The 17,204-nt window shown below is 63.0% G+C and carries 20 protein-coding genes; 7 read left to right on the top strand and 13 right to left on the bottom strand.

All coding sequences use genetic code 11. From position 1 onward, the window contains the following. Window positions 1-118: 118 nt before the first annotated feature. Window positions 119-1,714, bottom strand: a complete 1,596-nt coding sequence (locus tag SJY40_RS11495; RefSeq protein WP_378946401.1) for a phosphoenolpyruvate carboxykinase — start codon at window positions 1,712-1,714, stop codon at window positions 119-121. Between the two features lie 201 nt (window positions 1,715-1,915). On the opposite strand from SJY40_RS11495, the gene SJY40_RS11490 reads away from it, so the two are divergent. From SJY40_RS11490 to SJY40_RS11465, 6 genes are all read left to right on the top strand, one after another. Beyond that, complete coding sequence (locus SJY40_RS11490) at window positions 1,916-2,329, top strand: HPr kinase/phosphorylase (protein WP_378946399.1); 414 nt, start codon at window positions 1,916-1,918, stop codon at window positions 2,327-2,329. A gap of 30 nt (window positions 2,330-2,359) precedes the next feature. After that, on the top strand, window positions 2,360-3,325 hold the full coding sequence (rapZ, locus tag SJY40_RS11485; RefSeq protein WP_378946397.1) for an RNase adapter RapZ: 966 nt from the start codon (window positions 2,360-2,362) through the stop codon (window positions 3,323-3,325). A gap of 31 nt (window positions 3,326-3,356) precedes the next feature. Beyond that, window positions 3,357-3,779: a PTS sugar transporter subunit IIA gene (locus tag SJY40_RS11480; RefSeq protein WP_378946395.1), complete on the top strand. Its 423-nt coding sequence runs from the start codon at window positions 3,357-3,359 to the stop codon at window positions 3,777-3,779. Then, window positions 3,776-4,054: an HPr family phosphocarrier protein gene (locus SJY40_RS11475; protein WP_378946393.1), complete on the top strand. Its 279-nt coding sequence runs from the start codon at window positions 3,776-3,778 to the stop codon at window positions 4,052-4,054. The genes SJY40_RS11480 and SJY40_RS11475 overlap by 4 nt, the downstream gene beginning before the upstream one ends. Then, a complete protein-coding gene (locus SJY40_RS11470) occupies window positions 4,054-4,668 on the top strand; it encodes a TetR/AcrR family transcriptional regulator (RefSeq protein ID WP_378946391.1) in 615 nt (204 codons plus the stop codon). Before SJY40_RS11475 ends, SJY40_RS11470 begins: the two co-directional genes overlap by 1 nt. 85 nt (window positions 4,669-4,753) lie before the next feature. Further along, the gene (locus SJY40_RS11465; RefSeq protein WP_378946389.1) at window positions 4,754-5,164 is read left to right on the top strand and encodes a DUF2852 domain-containing protein; all 411 of its coding nucleotides are present in this window, start codon (window positions 4,754-4,756) and stop codon (window positions 5,162-5,164) included. Between the two features lie 40 nt (window positions 5,165-5,204). Here the strand turns inward: SJY40_RS11465 and betC are convergent, their stop codons facing one another. The 9 genes from betC to SJY40_RS11420 form a co-directional block, all read right to left on the bottom strand. Continuing rightward, window positions 5,205-6,701, bottom strand: coding sequence for a choline-sulfatase (gene betC / locus SJY40_RS11460; RefSeq protein WP_378946387.1), 1,497 nt, complete (start codon window positions 6,699-6,701; stop codon window positions 5,205-5,207). Then, window positions 6,701-7,636, bottom strand: a complete 936-nt coding sequence (gene choX, locus SJY40_RS11455; RefSeq protein ID WP_378946385.1) for a choline ABC transporter substrate-binding protein — start codon at window positions 7,634-7,636, stop codon at window positions 6,701-6,703. Before choX ends, betC begins: the two co-directional genes overlap by 1 nt. Window positions 7,637-7,709: 73 nt before the next feature. Then, window positions 7,710-8,585 (bottom strand): 3-hydroxybutyryl-CoA dehydrogenase, encoded by an 876-nt coding sequence (locus SJY40_RS11450; protein WP_378946383.1) that lies wholly within the window; start codon window positions 8,583-8,585, stop codon window positions 7,710-7,712. A gap of 137 nt (window positions 8,586-8,722) precedes the next feature. Continuing rightward, a complete protein-coding gene (locus SJY40_RS11445) occupies window positions 8,723-9,649 on the bottom strand; it encodes an electron transfer flavoprotein subunit alpha/FixB family protein (RefSeq protein WP_378946381.1) in 927 nt (308 codons plus the stop codon). Further along, the gene (locus SJY40_RS11440; protein ID WP_378946379.1) at window positions 9,649-10,407 is read right to left on the bottom strand and encodes an electron transfer flavoprotein subunit beta/FixA family protein; all 759 of its coding nucleotides are present in this window, start codon (window positions 10,405-10,407) and stop codon (window positions 9,649-9,651) included. The genes SJY40_RS11445 and SJY40_RS11440 overlap by 1 nt, the downstream gene beginning before the upstream one ends. A 135-nt stretch (window positions 10,408-10,542) precedes the next feature. Then, complete coding sequence (locus SJY40_RS11435) at window positions 10,543-11,115, bottom strand: cob(I)yrinic acid a,c-diamide adenosyltransferase (protein WP_378946377.1); 573 nt, start codon at window positions 11,113-11,115, stop codon at window positions 10,543-10,545. 3 nt (window positions 11,116-11,118) lie between these two features. After that, complete coding sequence (locus SJY40_RS11430) at window positions 11,119-11,316, bottom strand: twin transmembrane helix small protein (protein ID WP_072296372.1); 198 nt, start codon at window positions 11,314-11,316, stop codon at window positions 11,119-11,121. A 25-nt stretch (window positions 11,317-11,341) separates the two neighbouring features. Continuing rightward, window positions 11,342-12,166 carry an SDR family NAD(P)-dependent oxidoreductase gene (locus SJY40_RS11425; RefSeq protein ID WP_378946374.1) on the bottom strand — a complete coding sequence of 275 codons (825 nt, stop codon included), beginning with the start codon at window positions 12,164-12,166 and terminating at the stop codon, window positions 11,342-11,344. Beyond that, window positions 12,163-12,675 (bottom strand): SH3 domain-containing protein, encoded by a 513-nt coding sequence (locus SJY40_RS11420; RefSeq protein WP_378946372.1) that lies wholly within the window; start codon window positions 12,673-12,675, stop codon window positions 12,163-12,165. Before SJY40_RS11420 ends, SJY40_RS11425 begins: the two co-directional genes overlap by 4 nt. 117 nt (window positions 12,676-12,792) lie before the next feature. Between SJY40_RS11420 and parC the strand changes: the two genes are divergently transcribed. Then, the gene (gene parC, locus SJY40_RS11415; protein WP_378946370.1) at window positions 12,793-15,033 is read left to right on the top strand and encodes a DNA topoisomerase IV subunit A; all 2,241 of its coding nucleotides are present in this window, start codon (window positions 12,793-12,795) and stop codon (window positions 15,031-15,033) included. 39 nt (window positions 15,034-15,072) lie between these two features. On the opposite strand, the gene SJY40_RS11410 is transcribed toward parC, so the two are convergent. The 3 genes from SJY40_RS11410 to SJY40_RS11400 form a co-directional block, all read right to left on the bottom strand. Then, window positions 15,073-15,981: an SDR family oxidoreductase gene (locus tag SJY40_RS11410; protein WP_378946368.1), complete on the bottom strand. Its 909-nt coding sequence runs from the start codon at window positions 15,979-15,981 to the stop codon at window positions 15,073-15,075. 68 nt (window positions 15,982-16,049) lie between these two features. Then, window positions 16,050-16,634: a cytochrome b/b6 domain-containing protein gene (locus tag SJY40_RS11405; RefSeq protein ID WP_378946366.1), complete on the bottom strand. Its 585-nt coding sequence runs from the start codon at window positions 16,632-16,634 to the stop codon at window positions 16,050-16,052. Further along, window positions 16,634-17,083 (bottom strand): c-type cytochrome, encoded by a 450-nt coding sequence (locus SJY40_RS11400; protein WP_378946364.1) that lies wholly within the window; start codon window positions 17,081-17,083, stop codon window positions 16,634-16,636. The genes SJY40_RS11405 and SJY40_RS11400 overlap by 1 nt, the downstream gene beginning before the upstream one ends. Between the last annotated feature and the right edge of the window lie 121 nt (window positions 17,084-17,204).

Below are 17,204 nucleotides of genomic sequence, written 5' to 3'. Positions count from 1 at the left end.
ACGCGTCATGATGGACCAATGCCCCGATGCGCCTGATCATGCCGCGTCGGGGCATTTCCATTGAATGCCTTGCCTATGCGGCCCGGATCACCCTGATGGCGATCCGGGCCTTTTGCGATCAGCCGATGGCTGCGGCACGGATTTCGTCATCGATGCCGTCCAGATATTGCGCGAAATTATCGCAGAACATCTGGACCAGCTTTCTGGCCTGCGCGTCATAGGCCGCGGGGTCGTCCCAGGTGCGGCGCGGGTCCAGCAGCACGTCGCTGACGCCGGGGACGCTGACGGGAACCTCGAAGCCGAAGTTCGGGTCCTTGCGGAATTCCGCCTCGTTCAGGCTGCCGTCCAGGGCGGCCGACAGCAGGTTGCGCGTCGCTGCGATGGGCATGCGTGACCCGGTCCCGAAGGCGCCGCCGGTCCAGCCGGTGTTCACCAGCCAGCAGGACGCGCCCAAGGTGGCGATCTTTTGCTGCAGCAGCTTGCCATAGACCTCGGGGCGGCGCGGCATGAAGGGCGCACCGAAGCAGGTCGAGAAGGTCGGGATCGGCTCGACCACACCCACCTCGGTTCCCGGCGTCTTGGCGGTGAAGCCCGACAGGAAGTGGTACATCGCCTGCGCCGGCGTCAGGCGTGCGATGGGCGGCAGCACGCCATAGGCATCGCAGGTCAGCATGATGACGTTGCGGGGATTGCCACCAAGGCTGGTCGGCGATGCGTTCGATATCGCATCCAGCGGGTATGCGCAGCGCATGTTATCGGTGATCGAGTTGTCCTCGAAGTCGAGTTCAAGGCTGTCGGGATCGCTGACCATATTCTCGATCACGGTGGCGAAACGCGAGGTGGTGGCAAAGATCTCGGGCTCGGCCTTGGGCGACAGGTTGATGGTCTTGGCATAGCAACCACCTTCGAAGTTGAAGATGCCATCGTCCGACCAGCCATGTTCGTCGTCACCGATCAGCACGCGCGAAGGATCGGCCGAAAGCGTCGTCTTGCCTGTGCCCGACAGGCCGAAGAAGACCGCGCTGTCATCGGGATCACCCGGTGCATGGTTCGCGCTGCAATGCATGGGCATGATACCCTTGCCCGGCAGGATGTAGTTCAGCAGCGTGAAGACCGATTTCTTGTTCTCACCGGCATAGGCGGTATTGGCGATCAGGATCAGCTTCTTGTCGAAGTTCAGCGCGATGACCGTTTCCGAACGGCAGCCATGGCGGGCCGGATCGGCCTTGAAGCCGGGGCAGTTGATAATGGTGAATTCGGGCGCAAAGGTCGCCAGCTCGTCGGCCTCGGGGCGGCGCAGCAGGTGGCGGATGAACAACCCGTGCCAGGCCATTTCGGTGATGACGCGGACATCCAGACGATGCGCGGGATCGGCGCCCCCGAACAAATCCTGCACGAAGTAGTCGCGGCCCTTCATGTGCTCCAGCATGTCGGCATGCAGCAGATCGAAGTTTTCGGGCTGCATTGGGGCATTGTTTTCCCACCAGATCGAATCCTCGACCGATGGCGTACGGACGACGAATTTATCCTTGGGCGAACGGCCGGTATGTGCACCGGTTGACACCAGGAAGGTCCCGCCAAGACCCAGCTTGCCTTCGCCACGCGCGACGGCCTCGGTCATCAGGGCGGGTTCCAGAAGGTTGTAATAGACCTGGCCCAGCCCGTTGATGCCTTGATCTTCCAGTCGGCAGTTCGGGTTCACGCGCGTCGTCATGTGGGGCTCCTGATCCATGAAATGTTCGCCGTCATGTGCGTTGCAATGGAATCGGCTATAGCATGGCGGTTTTCGCGCGAAACAAGTCAGCGCAAACGGTTAGCGCAAACTGTGAATGTTATCGCCAACACGATGGTTTTTGGACCCGACAGGGCAGATCATGACCGCCAAGCGCCCAGTTTTCGACCCAAGGTGATTCGCATGCGGCAGATCCACGCAACCACGGTGGCCTTCGAAGGTCGGGGTCTGGTCATCACCGGCCCCTCCGGGTCGGGAAAGTCAACGCTGGCGCTGCAACTGATGGCCGTGGGTGCTCTGCTGGTGGCGGACGACCGGACCGATCTGCGCCTGTCGGCCGGTCACCTGATCGCCCAATCCCCTGCGCCTTTGCTGGGCAAGATCGAGGCGCGGGGCGTCGGCATCCTGTCGGCAGTTCCTTCGGCGCCCGTTCCGGTGGCCGCCGCGGTCGATCTGGGGCTGGACGAACAGGATCGTCTGCCACAGGTGCAACATCGCGAATGGCTGGGCATCCGGGTTTTGCTTGTATCGGGACCGTATCGCCCGCATCTTTACGCTGCGCTGCGGCAGTTGATGCTGGGCCAACGCCTGGCATAGCCGCCCGACCCGACATGCGAAGGAAGACGGATGGCCCAAGACGATCCGACCCCCGATGATGCGCCGCAGGGCGTGCAACGACTGGTGCTGGTCACCGGCCCGTCCGGCGCGGGCAGGTCCACCGCCATCAACGTACTTGAAGATCTGGGCTTCGAGGCGATCGACAATCTGCCCCTGTCGCTGATCCCGCGCTTGCTGGACGGTCCCGCACGCCCCGTGCCGCTGGCGCTTGGGCTGGATGTGCGTAACCGCGATTTTTCATCCTCGAACGTGATCGAGTTGATCGACCGTCTGACCCGCATGCCCGGCTATTCGCCCGAGGTTCTGTTTCTGGACTGCGACGCCGATGTTCTGGTCCGCCGTTTCAACGAAACCCGTCGTCGCCACCCGTTGACACCCGACAGCGAACCCATGGCGGGCGTGCTGGCCGAAATCGACATCCTGAACCCGATCCGCGCACGGGCCGACGTTCTGCTGGACACCTCCGAACTGTCGCCGCACGATCTGAAGGCCGAACTGACGCGCTGGTTCGATCTGCGGCCGGGCAAGAACCTCAGCGTTTCGCTGCATTCGTTCAGCTACAAGCGTGGCGTGCCGCGGGGGGTGGACGTGATGTTCGATTGCCGCTTCCTTGCGAACCCGCATTGGGAACCGGCACTGCGGGCGCTGGACGGTCGTGATGCCCGCGTTCAGGACCATGTGACCGCCGATGCCCGATTCGACGAATTTTTCCAGCGGACCCGCGGTTTGGTTGAATTTCTGCTGCCCGCACATCTGCAAGAGGGTAAATCCCATCTTGCCGTCGGGTTCGGCTGTACCGGGGGGCAACACCGTTCCGTCACTTTGGTCGAAAAGATGGCCGTGGCGCTTGCGGATGCTGGCTGGCCAGTGTCAATAAGACATAGAGAACTCGAGCGTCGCAATGCGGCGCTGCATTCTGCCGGAGATGCATCGCCCAATGGCGAGGCACGACCGACGCAGAGGCAGGCGTCATGATGGCGCGGGCTTTTGGACTTGGTGGGGCGCGTTGATCGGAATTGTCATCGTAGCGCATGGCGGCTTGGCCCGGGAATATCTCTCGGCGGTCGAACATGTCGTGGGTCCGCAGGTTGGCATCGTTGCCGTCGCGATCGAAGACGATCACGACCGTGCGGCCAAGACTGCGGAAATCAAAGCAGCGGCGAATGCCGTTGATCTGGGCGACGGCGTCGTCCTTGTCACCGATCTTTTCGGAGGTTCGCCCGCGAACCTGGCGCTGCCTGCATGCGCGGTTCAGGACCGCACAATCCTTTATGGCGCCAACCTGCCGATGCTGGTCAAACTGGCCAAGTCGCGCAAGCTGCGTGTCGCGGATGCCGTGGCATTTGCCAAGGAGGCCGGGCGCAAGTACATCAATTCCTACAACGTCCCGCTTGAAGCGGGGATCGCGACAGGAACCCACGCCCGATGACCGGACCGATTGAACGAGACCTCTCCATCATCAACGTCAAGGGCCTGCACGCGCGGGCCAGCGCCAAGTTCGTCAACGTGGTCGAGAATTTCGATGCGCAGGCGCAGGTGGAAAAGGACGGGCATTCGGTTTCCGGCGATTCGATCATGGGACTGCTGATGCTGGCCGCATCGCGCGGCAGCGACATCCGCGTCACGACCACCGGCCCGCAGGCCGCCGAACTGGCCGACGCGCTCGAGGCATTGGTCAAGGATTACTTCGGCGAAGGCATGTAGTGGCCGACCGCAAGTCCTATCACCACGGCAACCTGCGGCAGGCGCTGGTTGACGCCACTGCGGCGCTGATCCAGGAAAAGGGTCCGCAGGCGTTCACACTGGCTGAGGCCGCGCGTCTTGCCGGCGTGTCCCCCGCTGCCCCCTATCGTCATTTCAAGGGCCGCGACGATCTGCTGGAAGAGGTCGCGCGGCAAGGCTTCGTCGATTTCGCCGACCGGCTAATGGCAGCCTTCGATGACGGCAATCCCCGGGCGCTGACAGCCTTCCTGCGAACGGGGCAGGCCTATCTGGATTTCGCGTCGGACAGGCCAGGCTATTACATGGCCATGTTCGAATCCGGCATCTCGGTCGCGGGCAATGCGGATCTGGCGTCGGCCTCGGACCGCGCGCAAGGCGTGCTGATTTCCGCGGCCGAGGCCTTGGCCACACGCCTGCCTGCGGACAAGCGCCCACCGGCGCGGATGGTCGCCAACCACATCTGGGCGCTAAGTCATGGCGTGGTCGAGTTGTTTTCCCGCGGCAAGCCCGGCAGCCGAAGCCCTGTCGCCCCTTCCGAGATGCTGGAAAGCGGTGCGATCATCTATCTGCGCGGGCTTGGCCTGATCCCTGAGTAAAATTCGTCGCCCGATACTTGACGAAACCGCACTCAACCCCAATCTATGTAAATGTGATTAACATTAACATTGGGAGTGACGACAGATGAACACCGCCACCCAGGCCCTTTATCCGGCAGAACCCGCCAAGGCGCGCTTCGGCGACTTCCTTGCACGGGGTCGCGACTGGCTGGACAGCAAGGGCCGCATCGCCTGGATCGCCGCCATGATCCTTGGCTTCATCGCCGCCTGGCCCGTGGGTCTGGCACTTCTTGTCTACATGATCTGGAGCAATCGCATGTTCGGATGCAGCAAACGTACCGCCCCTACGCGAACCCGCTATACCGCCCCCAGCACGGGCAACCACGCCTTTGACGCCTATCGCGAACAGACGCTGAAGCGTCTGGAGGATGAGCATAACGAATTCGTCGGCTTCCTGCAGAAGCTGCGCGAAGCCAAGGACAAGGCCGAATTCGATCAGTTCATGGACAACCGGGGTCCCAAGGACGCCGCCTGATGCGACAAGCGGGGCCGGGATGACCGGCCCCGCCGCCTGATTATTCCCCGCGTGGGAAGCGCTGGTTTTCCTCCAGCACGTTCAGATCCATGTGGTTGCGCATATAGCGTTCGGATGCCAACTGCAGCGGCTGGTGATCCCAGGGGTAATAGGCCCCGTTGCGCAGCGCCTCATAGACGATCCAGCGCCGCGCCTGTGATTGGCGCACCTGGCCGTCATAGGCCTCCAGATCCCACCGCTGATGCGCCAGCGAGCGCAGATGGCCAAGCGTCTCGGCATGTTCGGGATCGCCCGCGAGGTTCAGCCGTTCGTCTGGGTCCGCATTCAGATCGAACAGCATTTCCGGGTCGGCCATGCAGGCGATATATTTCCACCGTCCGTCGCGCAGGGCGACCAAGGGCGTGATGCTGCCCTCGGCCGCATATTCCATCGGCACGGGTTCGCGCGTACCACCCTTGGCCAGCGAAACGCCATCGGTCCAAGGCGCAATTTCGTCCATCGGCAGTCCTGCCAGATCGCATAGCGTCGGCAGCACGTCGATGGTGCTGACCGGCTGTTCCACCAGCCCCGCAGGCATGTCGGGGGCGCAGATCATCAGCGGCACGCGGGCCGATTGTTCATAGAAGCTCATCTTGAACCACATGCCGCGTTCGCCCAGCATCTCTCCGTGGTCGGACAGGAACAGGATGATCGGGTCCTGGCGTGTGGCCTCCAGCACGTCCAGAATTTCGCCGATCTTGTCGTCGATATAGCTGATATTGGCGAAATACCCCTGCCTTGCGCGGCGGATGTGTTCCTCGGTGATCTCCAAGGACCGCCAGTCGCTGGCATCCATCAGGCGCTGCGAATGGTTGTCCATCTGATCATAGGGGATGGGCATCGGCGCGGCCAGTTCGGGCGCGTTGTTATACAGATCCCAGTATTTGCGGCGTGCCACGAAGGGATCATGCGGGTGGGTAAAGCTGACCGTCAGACACCACGGGCGGTCATCGCGCCCACGCGCCAGATCATAGAGCTTGCGCCGCGCATGATGGGCGACCTCATCGTCGTATTCCAGCTGGTTGCTGATCTCGGCCACGCCTGCACCGGTGACGGACCCCAAATTGTGATACCACCAGTCGATGCGCTCACCCGGCTTGCGGTAATCCGGCGTCCAGCCGAAATCGGCGGGATAGATGTCGGTGGTCAGGCGTTCCTCGAACCCGTGCAGCTGGTCGGGACCGACGAAATGCATCTTGCCCGACAGGCTGGTGTGGTATCCCGCCCGACGCAGATGATGCGCATAGGTCGGGATGTCGGAGGCGAATTCTGCCGCATTGTCATAGACCTGCGTGCGGCTTGGCAGCTGTCCCGACATGAAGCTGGCCCGCCCCGGCGCGCAAAGCGGGCTGCCGGTATAGGCATTGGCAAAACGGGTGGACCGTTCGGCCAGCCGCTTCAGGTTCGGCGTGTGCAGGAAGTCGGCGGGGCCGTCGGGGAACAGCACCCCCGACAGTTGATCCGCCATGAGGATCAGGATGTTCGGCTTGTCGGTCATCAGCCCTCCAGCTCGGATTTGAGTGCGGGCAGGCCGGGCTGACCGTCCAGCGTGGTCACATCCTCCAGCCAGACGGACAGTTGTTCGGGGTTCGCGGCCAGCCAGTCGCGCGCGGCATCGGTGGGGGATTCGCCATCGTTCAGGATGGCGCCCATCAGGACGTTTTCCATCTTCACGTCGAAGGTCAGCTGGGTGAACAGCTTGGCAGCGTTCGGACAGGCCTCGACCCATTCCTTGCGGGCGAGCGTATGCACCGTCGCGCCACCGAAATCGGGGCCGAAGCGCTCGTCGCCGCCCGACAGGTAGGTGATGTCGATGGCCTCGTTCATGGGGTGGGGCGCCCAGGCCAGGAACACGGTGGGCGTGTCGCTGTTGCGCTGGACCTGCGCCAGCATGGCCTGTTCGCCGCTTTCGACCAGTTCCCAATCGCCCAGCCCGAATTCATCGGCATCGATCATCGACTGGATGTTCAGGTTGGCAGGCGCGCCGGGTTCGATGCCATAGATCTTGCCGTCAAAGGCATCCTTATGCGCATCCAGATCGGCGAAATCCTTGACGCCCAGTTCGGCAGCGGCGGGGTTGATGGCCAGCGTGAACTTGGCACCTTCCAGGTTCTGGACCAGTTCGGATACCGATCCATCCGCGTCCAGATCGGCGCGGAATTCCTGCTGGGCGGGCAGCCAGTTGCCAAGGAACACATCTGTCTGCGCGCCTTTCAGCGCCTCGTAACCGACGGGGACCGAAAGGGTGGCGATGTCGGGCTCATAGCCCAAGCCTTCCAACAGCACCGAGGCGATGCCATTGGTGGCCGAAATATCGCTCCAACCCGGGTCGGACAGGCGGACGGTGCCGCAGGTCTTGGCATCATCTGCCAAGGCGGGCACCGCCGACAACGCGGTCAGGGCAAGTACGGCGGCGGTGATGGGTCTGCTCATGGTCGCTCCTGTTGGATTGGCCTGTCGCGGGACAGACTGCATCCCGCAGCAAGACCGGAAAAGGCGCGGGGTCCTAACGGGTCGGGACCGGAGTTTCCCCGCGATAGTCGTAAAAGCCCCGGCCGGTTTTGCGACCCAGCCAGCCTGCCTCGACATATTTCGTCAGAAGCGGGCAGGGGCGGTATTTCGTGTCGGCCAGACCGTCATGCAGCACGTTCATGATGGCCAGACAGGTGTCCAACCCGATGAAATCGGCCAGCTCCAGCGGGCCCATGGGATGGTTGGTCCCGAGCTTCATGGCGCTGTCGATCGAGCTGACCGAACCTACGCCTTCGTAAAGGGTATAGACGGCCTCGTTGATCATCGGCATCAGGATGCGGTTGACGATGAAGGCGGGGAAATCCTCGGCGGTGGCCGAAGTCTTGCCCAGCTTTTCGACAACCGCGTGCAGTGCCTTATAGGTCGGTTCATCCGTGGCGATGCCGCGGATCAATTCGACCAACTGCATCACGGGCACGGGGTTCATGAAGTGGAAACCCATGAATTTTTCAGGCCGATCTGTGCGGCTGGCCAAGCGCGTGATCGAGATCGACGAGGTGTTCGAGGTCAGGATCGTGTCGGGCTTCAGGTGCGGGACCAGATCCTCGAAAATCGCCTGCTTGACAGTTTCGCGTTCGGTCGCGGCCTCGATCACCAGATCGGTCTGACCCAGATCGGACAGCTTCAGCGTCGTGCTGATGCGGGCCATGGCATCGGATTTGACCTGCGCGGTAATCTTGTCGCGGCTGACCTGGCGTTCCAGATTGCGGTCGATCAGGGACACGGCCTTGTCCAGCGCGTCCTGGCTGATGTCGTTCATCAGAACGTCGAACCCGGCCAAGGCAAAGACATGGGCGATGCCGTTGCCCATCTGACCTGCACCGATCACGCCAACCGACTGAATTGCCATTCCGCACCCCCATTATTCATGGGCCGGACGATAGGGCGGGCCGACATGTGCTGCAATGCAAAACCGCCCCCGGATCATCCGGGGGCGGTTTCATGCGAAGGTGCTGCGCTGCATGGTGTGGCAGCGGCGTTTCCGCCTTACAGCTTTGCGGTCAGTTCCGGCACGATGGTGAACAAATCACCGACCAAGCCGTAATCGGCGACCTGGAAGATCGGTGCCTCTTCGTCCTTGTTGATCGCGACGATGACCTTGCTGTCCTTCATGCCCGCCAAGTGCTGGATCGCACCCGAGATGCCGATGGCGACATAAAGTTCGGGCGCGACGACCTTGCCGGTCTGACCGACCTGCCAATCGTTCGGGGCATAGCCCGAATCGACGGCGGCACGCGATGCGCCGACGGCGGCACCAAGCTTGTCGGCCAGCGTCTCGATGATGGCGAATTGTTCTTTCGAACCAAGCGCGCGACCACCCGAGACGACACGACCGGCCGAGGTCAACTCGGGGCGGTCGCTTTCGGCGACCTCGTCCGAGACCCATTTTGACAGCGCCGGATCATCGGCCAGTGCCGCATCCGATACGCTGGCCGATCCGCCTTCGCCTGCCGCATCGAAGCTGGCGGTGCGGATGGTCATGACCTTGGTCGCATCGGTGGATTTGACCGTCTGGATGGCGTTACCGGCATAGACCGGACGCTCGAACGTATCGGCGTCGATGACGGCGGAGACATCCGACAGTACCATCACGTCCAGCAGCGCGGCAACGCGCGGCATGACGTTCTTGGCATCGGTCGTGGCGGGCGCCACGATGTGGCTGTAATCGCCCGCCAAGCTGACGATCAGCGCGGCGGTCGGTTCGGCCAGACGGTGACCATAGCGTGCATCCTCGGCGACCAGCACCTTGGCAACGCCGTCGATCTTGGCGGCTTCGTCTGCGGCGGCACGGGCGGATGCCCCTGCACAGAGCAGCGTCACGTCGCCCAGGGATTTGACCGCAGCGACGGCCTTGGCCGTGGCATCGCGGCTGAGTTCACCACTGGTGACTTCGGCAAGAAGAAGAACTGCCATCACACGACCCCCGCTTCTTTCAGTTTCGACACCAGCTCATCGACCGAGCCGACCTTGATCCCGGCCTTGCGGCCTTCGGGTTCGCGCGTGCTGACGACGGTCAGGCGCGGCGTGACATCGACGCCGTAATCGGCGGCGGTCTTTTCATCCAAGGGCTTTTTCTTGGCCTTCATGATGTTGGGCAAAGACGCATAGCGCGGTTCGTTCAGGCGCAGGTCTGCGGTGACGATCGCGGGCAGCGTGACCTCGATGGTCTGCAGACCGCCGTCAACCTCGCGCGTGACCTTGGCGGCCTCGCCCTCAATCTCCAACTTGCTGGCAAAGGTCGCCTGGCTCCAGCCCAGCAGGGCCGACAGCATCTGACCGGTGGCGTTCATGTCGTTGTCGATGGCCTGCTTGCCGGCGACGACCAGCTTGGGCTGTTCCTCGTCGATGATCGCCTTCAGGATCTTGGCGACGGCCAGCGGCTCGATGTCCTGATGGACGTCATCGGCGGCGACGACCAGAATGGCGCGGTCCGCCCCCATCGCCAGCGCGGTGCGCAGCGTTTCGGCGGCTTGCTTTACGCCGATCGAGACGGCGATAACTTCGCTTGCGACGCCTTTTTCCTTCAGACGGATGGCCTCTTCGACGGCGATCTCGTCGAATGGGTTCATCGACATCTTCACGTTGGCCAGATCGACCCCCGATCCGTCCGCTTTCACACGGGCCTTCACGTTATAGTCGATCACGCGTTTGACTGGCACGAGCACCTTCATCGGCCTCTCTCCCTTTGTTGCGTCATCTGTCTGGGCAAAGTGTTAGACATGAGAAGCCGGCAGGAACAGGGGAAAAACGTCACAAGACGTTGCGTTTGCGGCTGTCCGCTGCCGGAACCCCATTGATTTCAGGCGCTAACGGCTTGCACCGGGCACCCAGAGGATGTCATCGGCACCGCCGTTGTTGGCCACGCGACCCGCCACGAACAGCCAGTCCGACAGCCGGTTCAGATAGCGGATGGCCGAGGCGTTCACATCGCCCCCCGCCAGCATTTCCGTGGCCCGACGTTCGGCGCGGCGGGCGACGGTGCGCGACAGATGCAGATGTGCGGCCAAGGCGCTGCCACCGGGCAGGATGAAGCTGCGCAGCGGCTGCAGATCGGCGTTCATCACGTCGATTTCGGCCTCCAGTCGATCCACCTGGGCGTCAACGATGCGCAGCACCGGGTATCCGGCCTGATCGTCGGCGGCCATGTTCGGACGTGACAGATCGGCCCCCAGATCGAAGAGGTCGTTCTGGATGACCGCCAGACGTTCGGCCAACTGGCCCGTCGCGTGCTGGCGGCAGAGGCCAAGCGTGGCGTTCAGCTCGTCCACGGTGCCATAGGCCTCGACCCGCGGGTCATGCTTGGCGACGCGGCTGCCGTCGGACAGGGCGGTGTCGCCCTTGTCGCCGGTGCGGGTATAGATCTTGTTCAGCACGACCATGAATCAGGCCCTCCACCAGACGAATGCAAGCATGATGACGATGGCAGCCGCCTGCGCATAGATCCGCCAGCGCATCACCTTGTTCGCGTGTTTCTTGTTGAAATCCCCGCCGCGGGCAAAGCCGCCGATGCCGGTCATCAGGATGGCCACGACCACGCCGATTGCCAGCAGGGATACGATCATCAGGCTTTTGTCTTCCATGGCTCACCGCCTTTCGCGCCCGACCCTAGCTGCGCCGTGCAAACCAGTCCAGAGCACGTCCGGGCAGAACCCGCCGCCCAACCGCCGAAATCCGCGTCGGAGCCGTGACATAGTAGCGCGCCTTGGGGTTCGGGGTGGTCAGCGCCGTCAGGATGCGGTCGCTGACGGCGGATGGGGGCAGTTCGAACCGATCCTTGCCCGAGGGTTCGTAAAGCCGCTTCAGCAGGCTGGCGCGATACTGATCGGCGCGTGGGCTGGCCTGCCAGTTCACCCACCGTTCGAAATGCGGAATGGCGTTTTCGCGGATGCGGCTGGTGATGGGGCCGGGTTCGATCAGCACGACCTTGACGGGCGTGCCGTGCATTTCCAGCCGCAGCACATCGGTCAGGCCCTCCAGCGCGTACTTGCTGGCGACATAGGGCCCGCGCCACGGAATCCCCACCAGCCCCAGAACCGAGCTGATGGTCACGATCCGCCCCGCGCCGCGCTGGCGGAAATGCGGGATCAGCCGCGTGGTCAGGTCATGGGTGCCCAGCAGGTTGGTTTCCAGAATGGCGCGCATAGCGCCGCGCGGCATATCCTCGACCGCGCCGGGCAGGGCGAAGGCGGCATTGTTGACCAGCGCGTCGATGGGCCCACCCGCCAGCGCTTGCATGACGCAGGTCGTGACGCTGTCTTCGTCGGACAGGTCCAGATGCAGGCATTCCATCCCCTCGGCCTGACGGGCAGTGATGTCTTCGGGTTTGCGGCAGGTGGCAACGACGGACCAGCCTTCGGACTGCAGGCGGCGGGCGGCATCCAGACCGATGCCGGACGAACACCCGGTGATCAGAACGCGTCCGGCGCTCATTGCGCCTCGGCCGACAGGAATTCGCCCGAGGTATAGCCGACGACCCCCTGCGCGGTGCGGATCTGCACCCAATCGCCATCAGGCGGGCCAAGTGCCTCGACCCTGGTGCCGCGCGTCAGGCTCTCCAGCACGCGGTTCTGCGTCCCCGGCCCGGACCGCATGTTCAGCCGCGAAGCGGTGACAAACATGATCTGGCCATCCTCACCCAGTTCGACGACCGGCTCGGCGGGGGTCTGGCCGGCATATTCCGGCGAGGGCTCCAACTCGGGGCCGGGATAATCAACGGTCTTTTCGGGTGTCTGGGCCTCGGCCTGGACCACAGGGGCGGCTGGCTGATCGTCTTCGGCCGTATTGCCGGTCAAAGGGTCGGCGCCCGCATCCTGCGCGGCACTGACCGCAGGGGCGGGATCGGGCTTGCGGTCGGCACGCAGGTTCTCGGACCCAAGGCTCTGCATTACCAGGAACAGTCCCAGCAGCGTTGCCAGCATCAGCAGTCCAAGTCGGATCATATCGCAGCCCTTCGCTTCGCGTCGTCCAGCAGGTTAACCGAAAGCCGCGGCAGACGCCAACCGCAGCCCGTGCATTTCCGTCTGGACCGTCACCGCCGCGCGGCCTATCCAATGCGCATGTCCGATGATCAACTTCCCGCACCCGACAAGGGTTTCCAGACAGAACCACTTAGCCGCGCGATCGGTGAACGGTATCTGACCTATGCGCTGTCCACGATCATGCATCGTGCCTTGCCCGATGCCCGTGACGGCCTGAAACCGGTGCATCGCCGCATCCTCTATGCGATGCGCGAATTGCGCCTTGCGCCGAATGGGCCGTTCCGCAAATCGGCCAAGATCACCGGTGACGTGATGGGCAACTATCACCCGCATGGCGATGCGGCGATCTATGACGCGATGGCGCGTTTGGCGCAGGATTTTGCCATGCGCTATCCGCTGGTCGATGGTCAGGGAAACTTTGGCAACATCGATGGCGACAACCCCGCCGCCGCCCGTTACACTGAGGCGCGTCTGGCGCAGGCCTCGGAATCGCTGCTGACCGGCCTGACCGAGGATTCGGTCGATTTCCGCCCGAATTATGATGGCACGCTGACCGAACCGGTCGTGCTGCCTGCCGCCTTCCCGAACCTGCTGGCAAACGGGTCGTCGGGTATTGCGGTCGGCATGGCCACCAATGTGCCGCCCCACAACCTGCACGAGGTCGTGGATGCCTGTCTGCATCTGATCAAGACGCCCGAGGCCCGCGACGACACGCTGGCCGGCATCATTCAGGGCCCTGATTTCCCGACCGGCGGGGTCATCGTCGAAAGCCGGGAAACCATCGCCGAGACCTATCGCACGGGCCGCGGCGCCTTCCGGGTCCGCGCCAGTTGGGAACAGGAAGATCTGGGCCGCGGCCAATGGCAGATCGTCGTCACCGAAATCCCCTATCAGGTCCAGAAATCCAAGCTGATCGAGCGTCTGGCTGAGCTGATCCAGACCCGCAAGATCCCGATTCTCGCCGATGTGCGCGACGAATCCGCCGAAGACATCCGCATCGTGCTGGAGCCCAAGAACCGCACCGTCGATCCCGAACAGCTGATGGGCGCGCTGTACCGGTCCAGCGATCTGGAAATCCGGTTCAACCTGAACATGAACGTGCTGATCGACGGCCGCGTGCCCAAGGTTTGCAGCCTGAAAGAGGTCCTGCGCGCCTTCCTTGACCACCGCCGCGAGGTGCTGCTGCGGCGCACGAATTTCCGTCTGGACAAGATCGCCGCTCGGCTGGAGGTTCTGGAAGGCTATCTGATCGCCTATCTGAACCTTGATCGCGTGATCGAGATCATCCGCTATGAGGATGAACCGAAATCCGTGATGATGGCGGAATTCAAGCTGAACGATGTGCAGGTCGAAGCAATCCTGAACATGCGTCTGCGCGCATTGCGCAAGCTTGAGGAAATCGAACTGCGCGCCGAACGCGATGCGTTGATGGAAGAACGCGCCGGTCTGCAGGCCATGCTGGACAGCGAAGACGCGCAATGGGCCAAGATCTCGGACGAACTGAAAGAGGTGCGCAACCTCTTTGGCAAATCCAAGCCCGAAGGTCAGCGTCGCACCCGCATTCAGGAAGCGGGCGAAACGGTTGTGATCGACATGGACGCCATGATCGAGCGCGAACCGGTGACCGTCATCCTGTCCAAGATGGGCTGGATCCGCACGATGAAGGGGCATCAGCCGCTGGATGCGGAACTGAAGTTCAAGGATGGCGATGGGCCGGGTCTGGCGGTCCATGCCGAAACCACCGACAAGCTGATGATCTATGCCTCGAACGGGCGGTTCTATACGCTTCCGACCAATACGCTGCCGGGTGGACGTGGCATGGGCGAACCCCTGCGCCTGATGGTCGATCTGCCGAACGAGGCCGACATCATCGCCATGTTCCCGTGGCGCGAGGGCGAGAAATACCTGTTGGCTTCGAAAGAGGCGAACGGCTTCATCGTCAATGCGGGCGACATTCTGGCCCAGACCAAATCGGGCAAGCAGGTGCTGAACGGCGACGCGCTGCTGTGCAAGCCGGTCAGCGGCGATCATGTTGCTGTGGTGGCGGGGACTCGCCGGATGCTGGTCTTCCCGCTGGCCGAACTGCCCGAAATGACGCGCGGCAAGGGCGTCCGGCTGATGAAGCTGAAGCCTGGCGGGTTGTTCAAGGATGAGTTTCTGACCGACGCCATCACGCTGAACCTGTCCGAAGGTCTGTCCTGGCCGATGGGCGGTGGCAAAACGCGGACCGAGAGCGACCTTGGCGATTGGCTGGGCAAGCGGGCGACATCGGGCCGGATGGCGCCGCGCGGCTTCCCGCGCGACAACAAATTCGCCTGAAGATGGCAGAAGGGCGGGGATCATCCCCGCCCTTTGTCCTTACAGACCGCCGCCGCCGACCGATCCGAAGTATTCGCCGGTGATATAGCTGCCCTCATCCGAGGCCAGAAGCACATAGATCGGCGCAATCTCGACCGGTTGGCCGGGTCGCCCAAGCGGCTGGCTCTTGCCGTGTTCCATCGCCTTGTCGGTCGGTTGACCACCGCTGATCTGCAGCGCGGTCCAATAGGGGCCGGGGCAGACGGCGTTCACACGAATGCCGCGCGGGGCCAGCTGCTTTGCCAGCGACTGCGCGAAGGCCACATTCGCCGCCTTGGATTGCGCATAGTCGAAGAGATGCGCCGAGGGCGAGAACGCTTGAACCGACGACGTCACGATGATCGACCCGCCCTGACCTATATGCGGCAGGGCCGCCTTGGTCACCCAGAAGGGCGCATAGATGTTGGTCTTCATCGTCGCGTCGAAATCCTCGGTCGTCAGATCTTCGAGGTTGTTGCAAAACTGCTGGCGACCGGCGTTGTTGACCAGGATGTCCAGCCCGCCCAGCTGCGAGGCGGCGCTTTCGACCATCTCCTTGCAGAAGGCTTCCTCGCGCAGATCGCCTGGGATGGCGACGGCGGTGCGGCCTTCGGCGCGGATGGTGGCCACGACACGGTCGGCATCGGGCTGTTCGTCGGGCAGATAGGTGATGGCGACATCGGCACCTTCGCGCGCGAATGCGATGGCCGCAGCCGCGCCGATGCCGCTGTCACCGCCGGTGATCAGCGCGCGCTTGCCCGACAGACGGCCGCTGCCGCGATAGCTGGTTTCACCGTGGTCGGGCAGGGGCGACATCTCGCGGGCAAGGCCGGGGAAGCGCTGTTCCTGCGCGGGAAAATCCGGTTTGGGCAGGTTGGGGTTGTCGATGGCTCCGCTGCGGAACACAGGGTTCGTGGAATCGCTGGACATGATGACCTCGTGCGCTTGATTTGCACGAGGCCAACGATGGCGATGGGCCGTGGTTCCTGCGCGGGGTCTTAACCTTTGCGAACCCACTTCCAGCCGGTGATCATCGGGCGGATCAGATCCTCATGCTTCCAGATGCGGTAGAACAGGATGACCGCGACATGCAGAACGACCAGGGCGAAAATCAGGTTCGATCCCAGATCATGCCAACCCACCGCCGAACGGTTGATCCCGCGACCCACCTGATCGGCCAACGGGCCGACATTGATGAAATCATCGGGGTCCATGACCAGCCCGGTTCCGACCTGCCACAGCAGCACCGAAAGGATCGCCACCACCGACAGCGCCCCCATCGGATTGTGACCGGGCGACAGGCTGGGACGGCGTTCAGGCAGGTGCTGCAGATAGGCCAAGGTTGCCCGCGGCCCACGAATGAAGCTGGTGAAGCGGGCAGGCCCGGGGCCGATGACCCCCCAGACGATACGAAAGATCACCAGCCCAAGGATCGTGTAGCCGATCCAGAAGTGCAGCGTCATGACCGACGGCCCGAACTTGCCCAACAACCAGTTGGCAATGACCAGTCCAGCCAGCAGCCAGTGAAAGATCCGCAGCGCCGGGTCCCAGACCTTGACGCGCTTGGCCTCAGACGAGGCCATCAGTCATCCATGCGGTAAGGTTTGTGGCAATCGCGGCAGGCGGTTCCCAGCTGTTGCAGGACGGGACCGACGTTGTCCTTGCCACCCATCACGGCCTGATCGATGCCGGCTGTAGCATCGGCAAAGGCGGCGAATTGGGCGTTGAAGTCTGCCTTGTCTTCCCAGATCGCGGGAAGGGCATCTGAATCGTCCATGTCGTCCGAGGACGTGCCTTCGACGAACAGCTTGGGGGCATCGTATTGCGCCAGGGCCATCAGGTTCGCGGCGGCGGCACTGGCGGCGGCCTCGTCATAATCGATCTCGCCCTTGGCCATCCCGGCCAGCGTCAACATCTCGATCGAGATCATCTTCATATAGCCGTGCCGTGCTTCCAGCGCATCTTCGGCGGGCGAGGCAAGGACGGCGCTGCCGGCAAGGCAAAGGGCCGCAACAAGAATTGGCTGACGCATGGTTGGCTCCTGTCACTGACTGAACTGTGATCGCAGCTTGGCAGAGGTGCGATCACGGATCAATCCGGCGTGAGGGCCATCACGCGAATGCGAAAGCCCGCTGCCCGTCGTCGGGGCAGCG

The organism is Paracoccus sp. R86501 (assembly GCF_042466435.1).
GTDB lineage: Bacteria > Pseudomonadota > Alphaproteobacteria > Rhodobacterales > Rhodobacteraceae > Paracoccus.
This window is presented reverse-complemented; position numbering and strand designations above follow the sequence as displayed.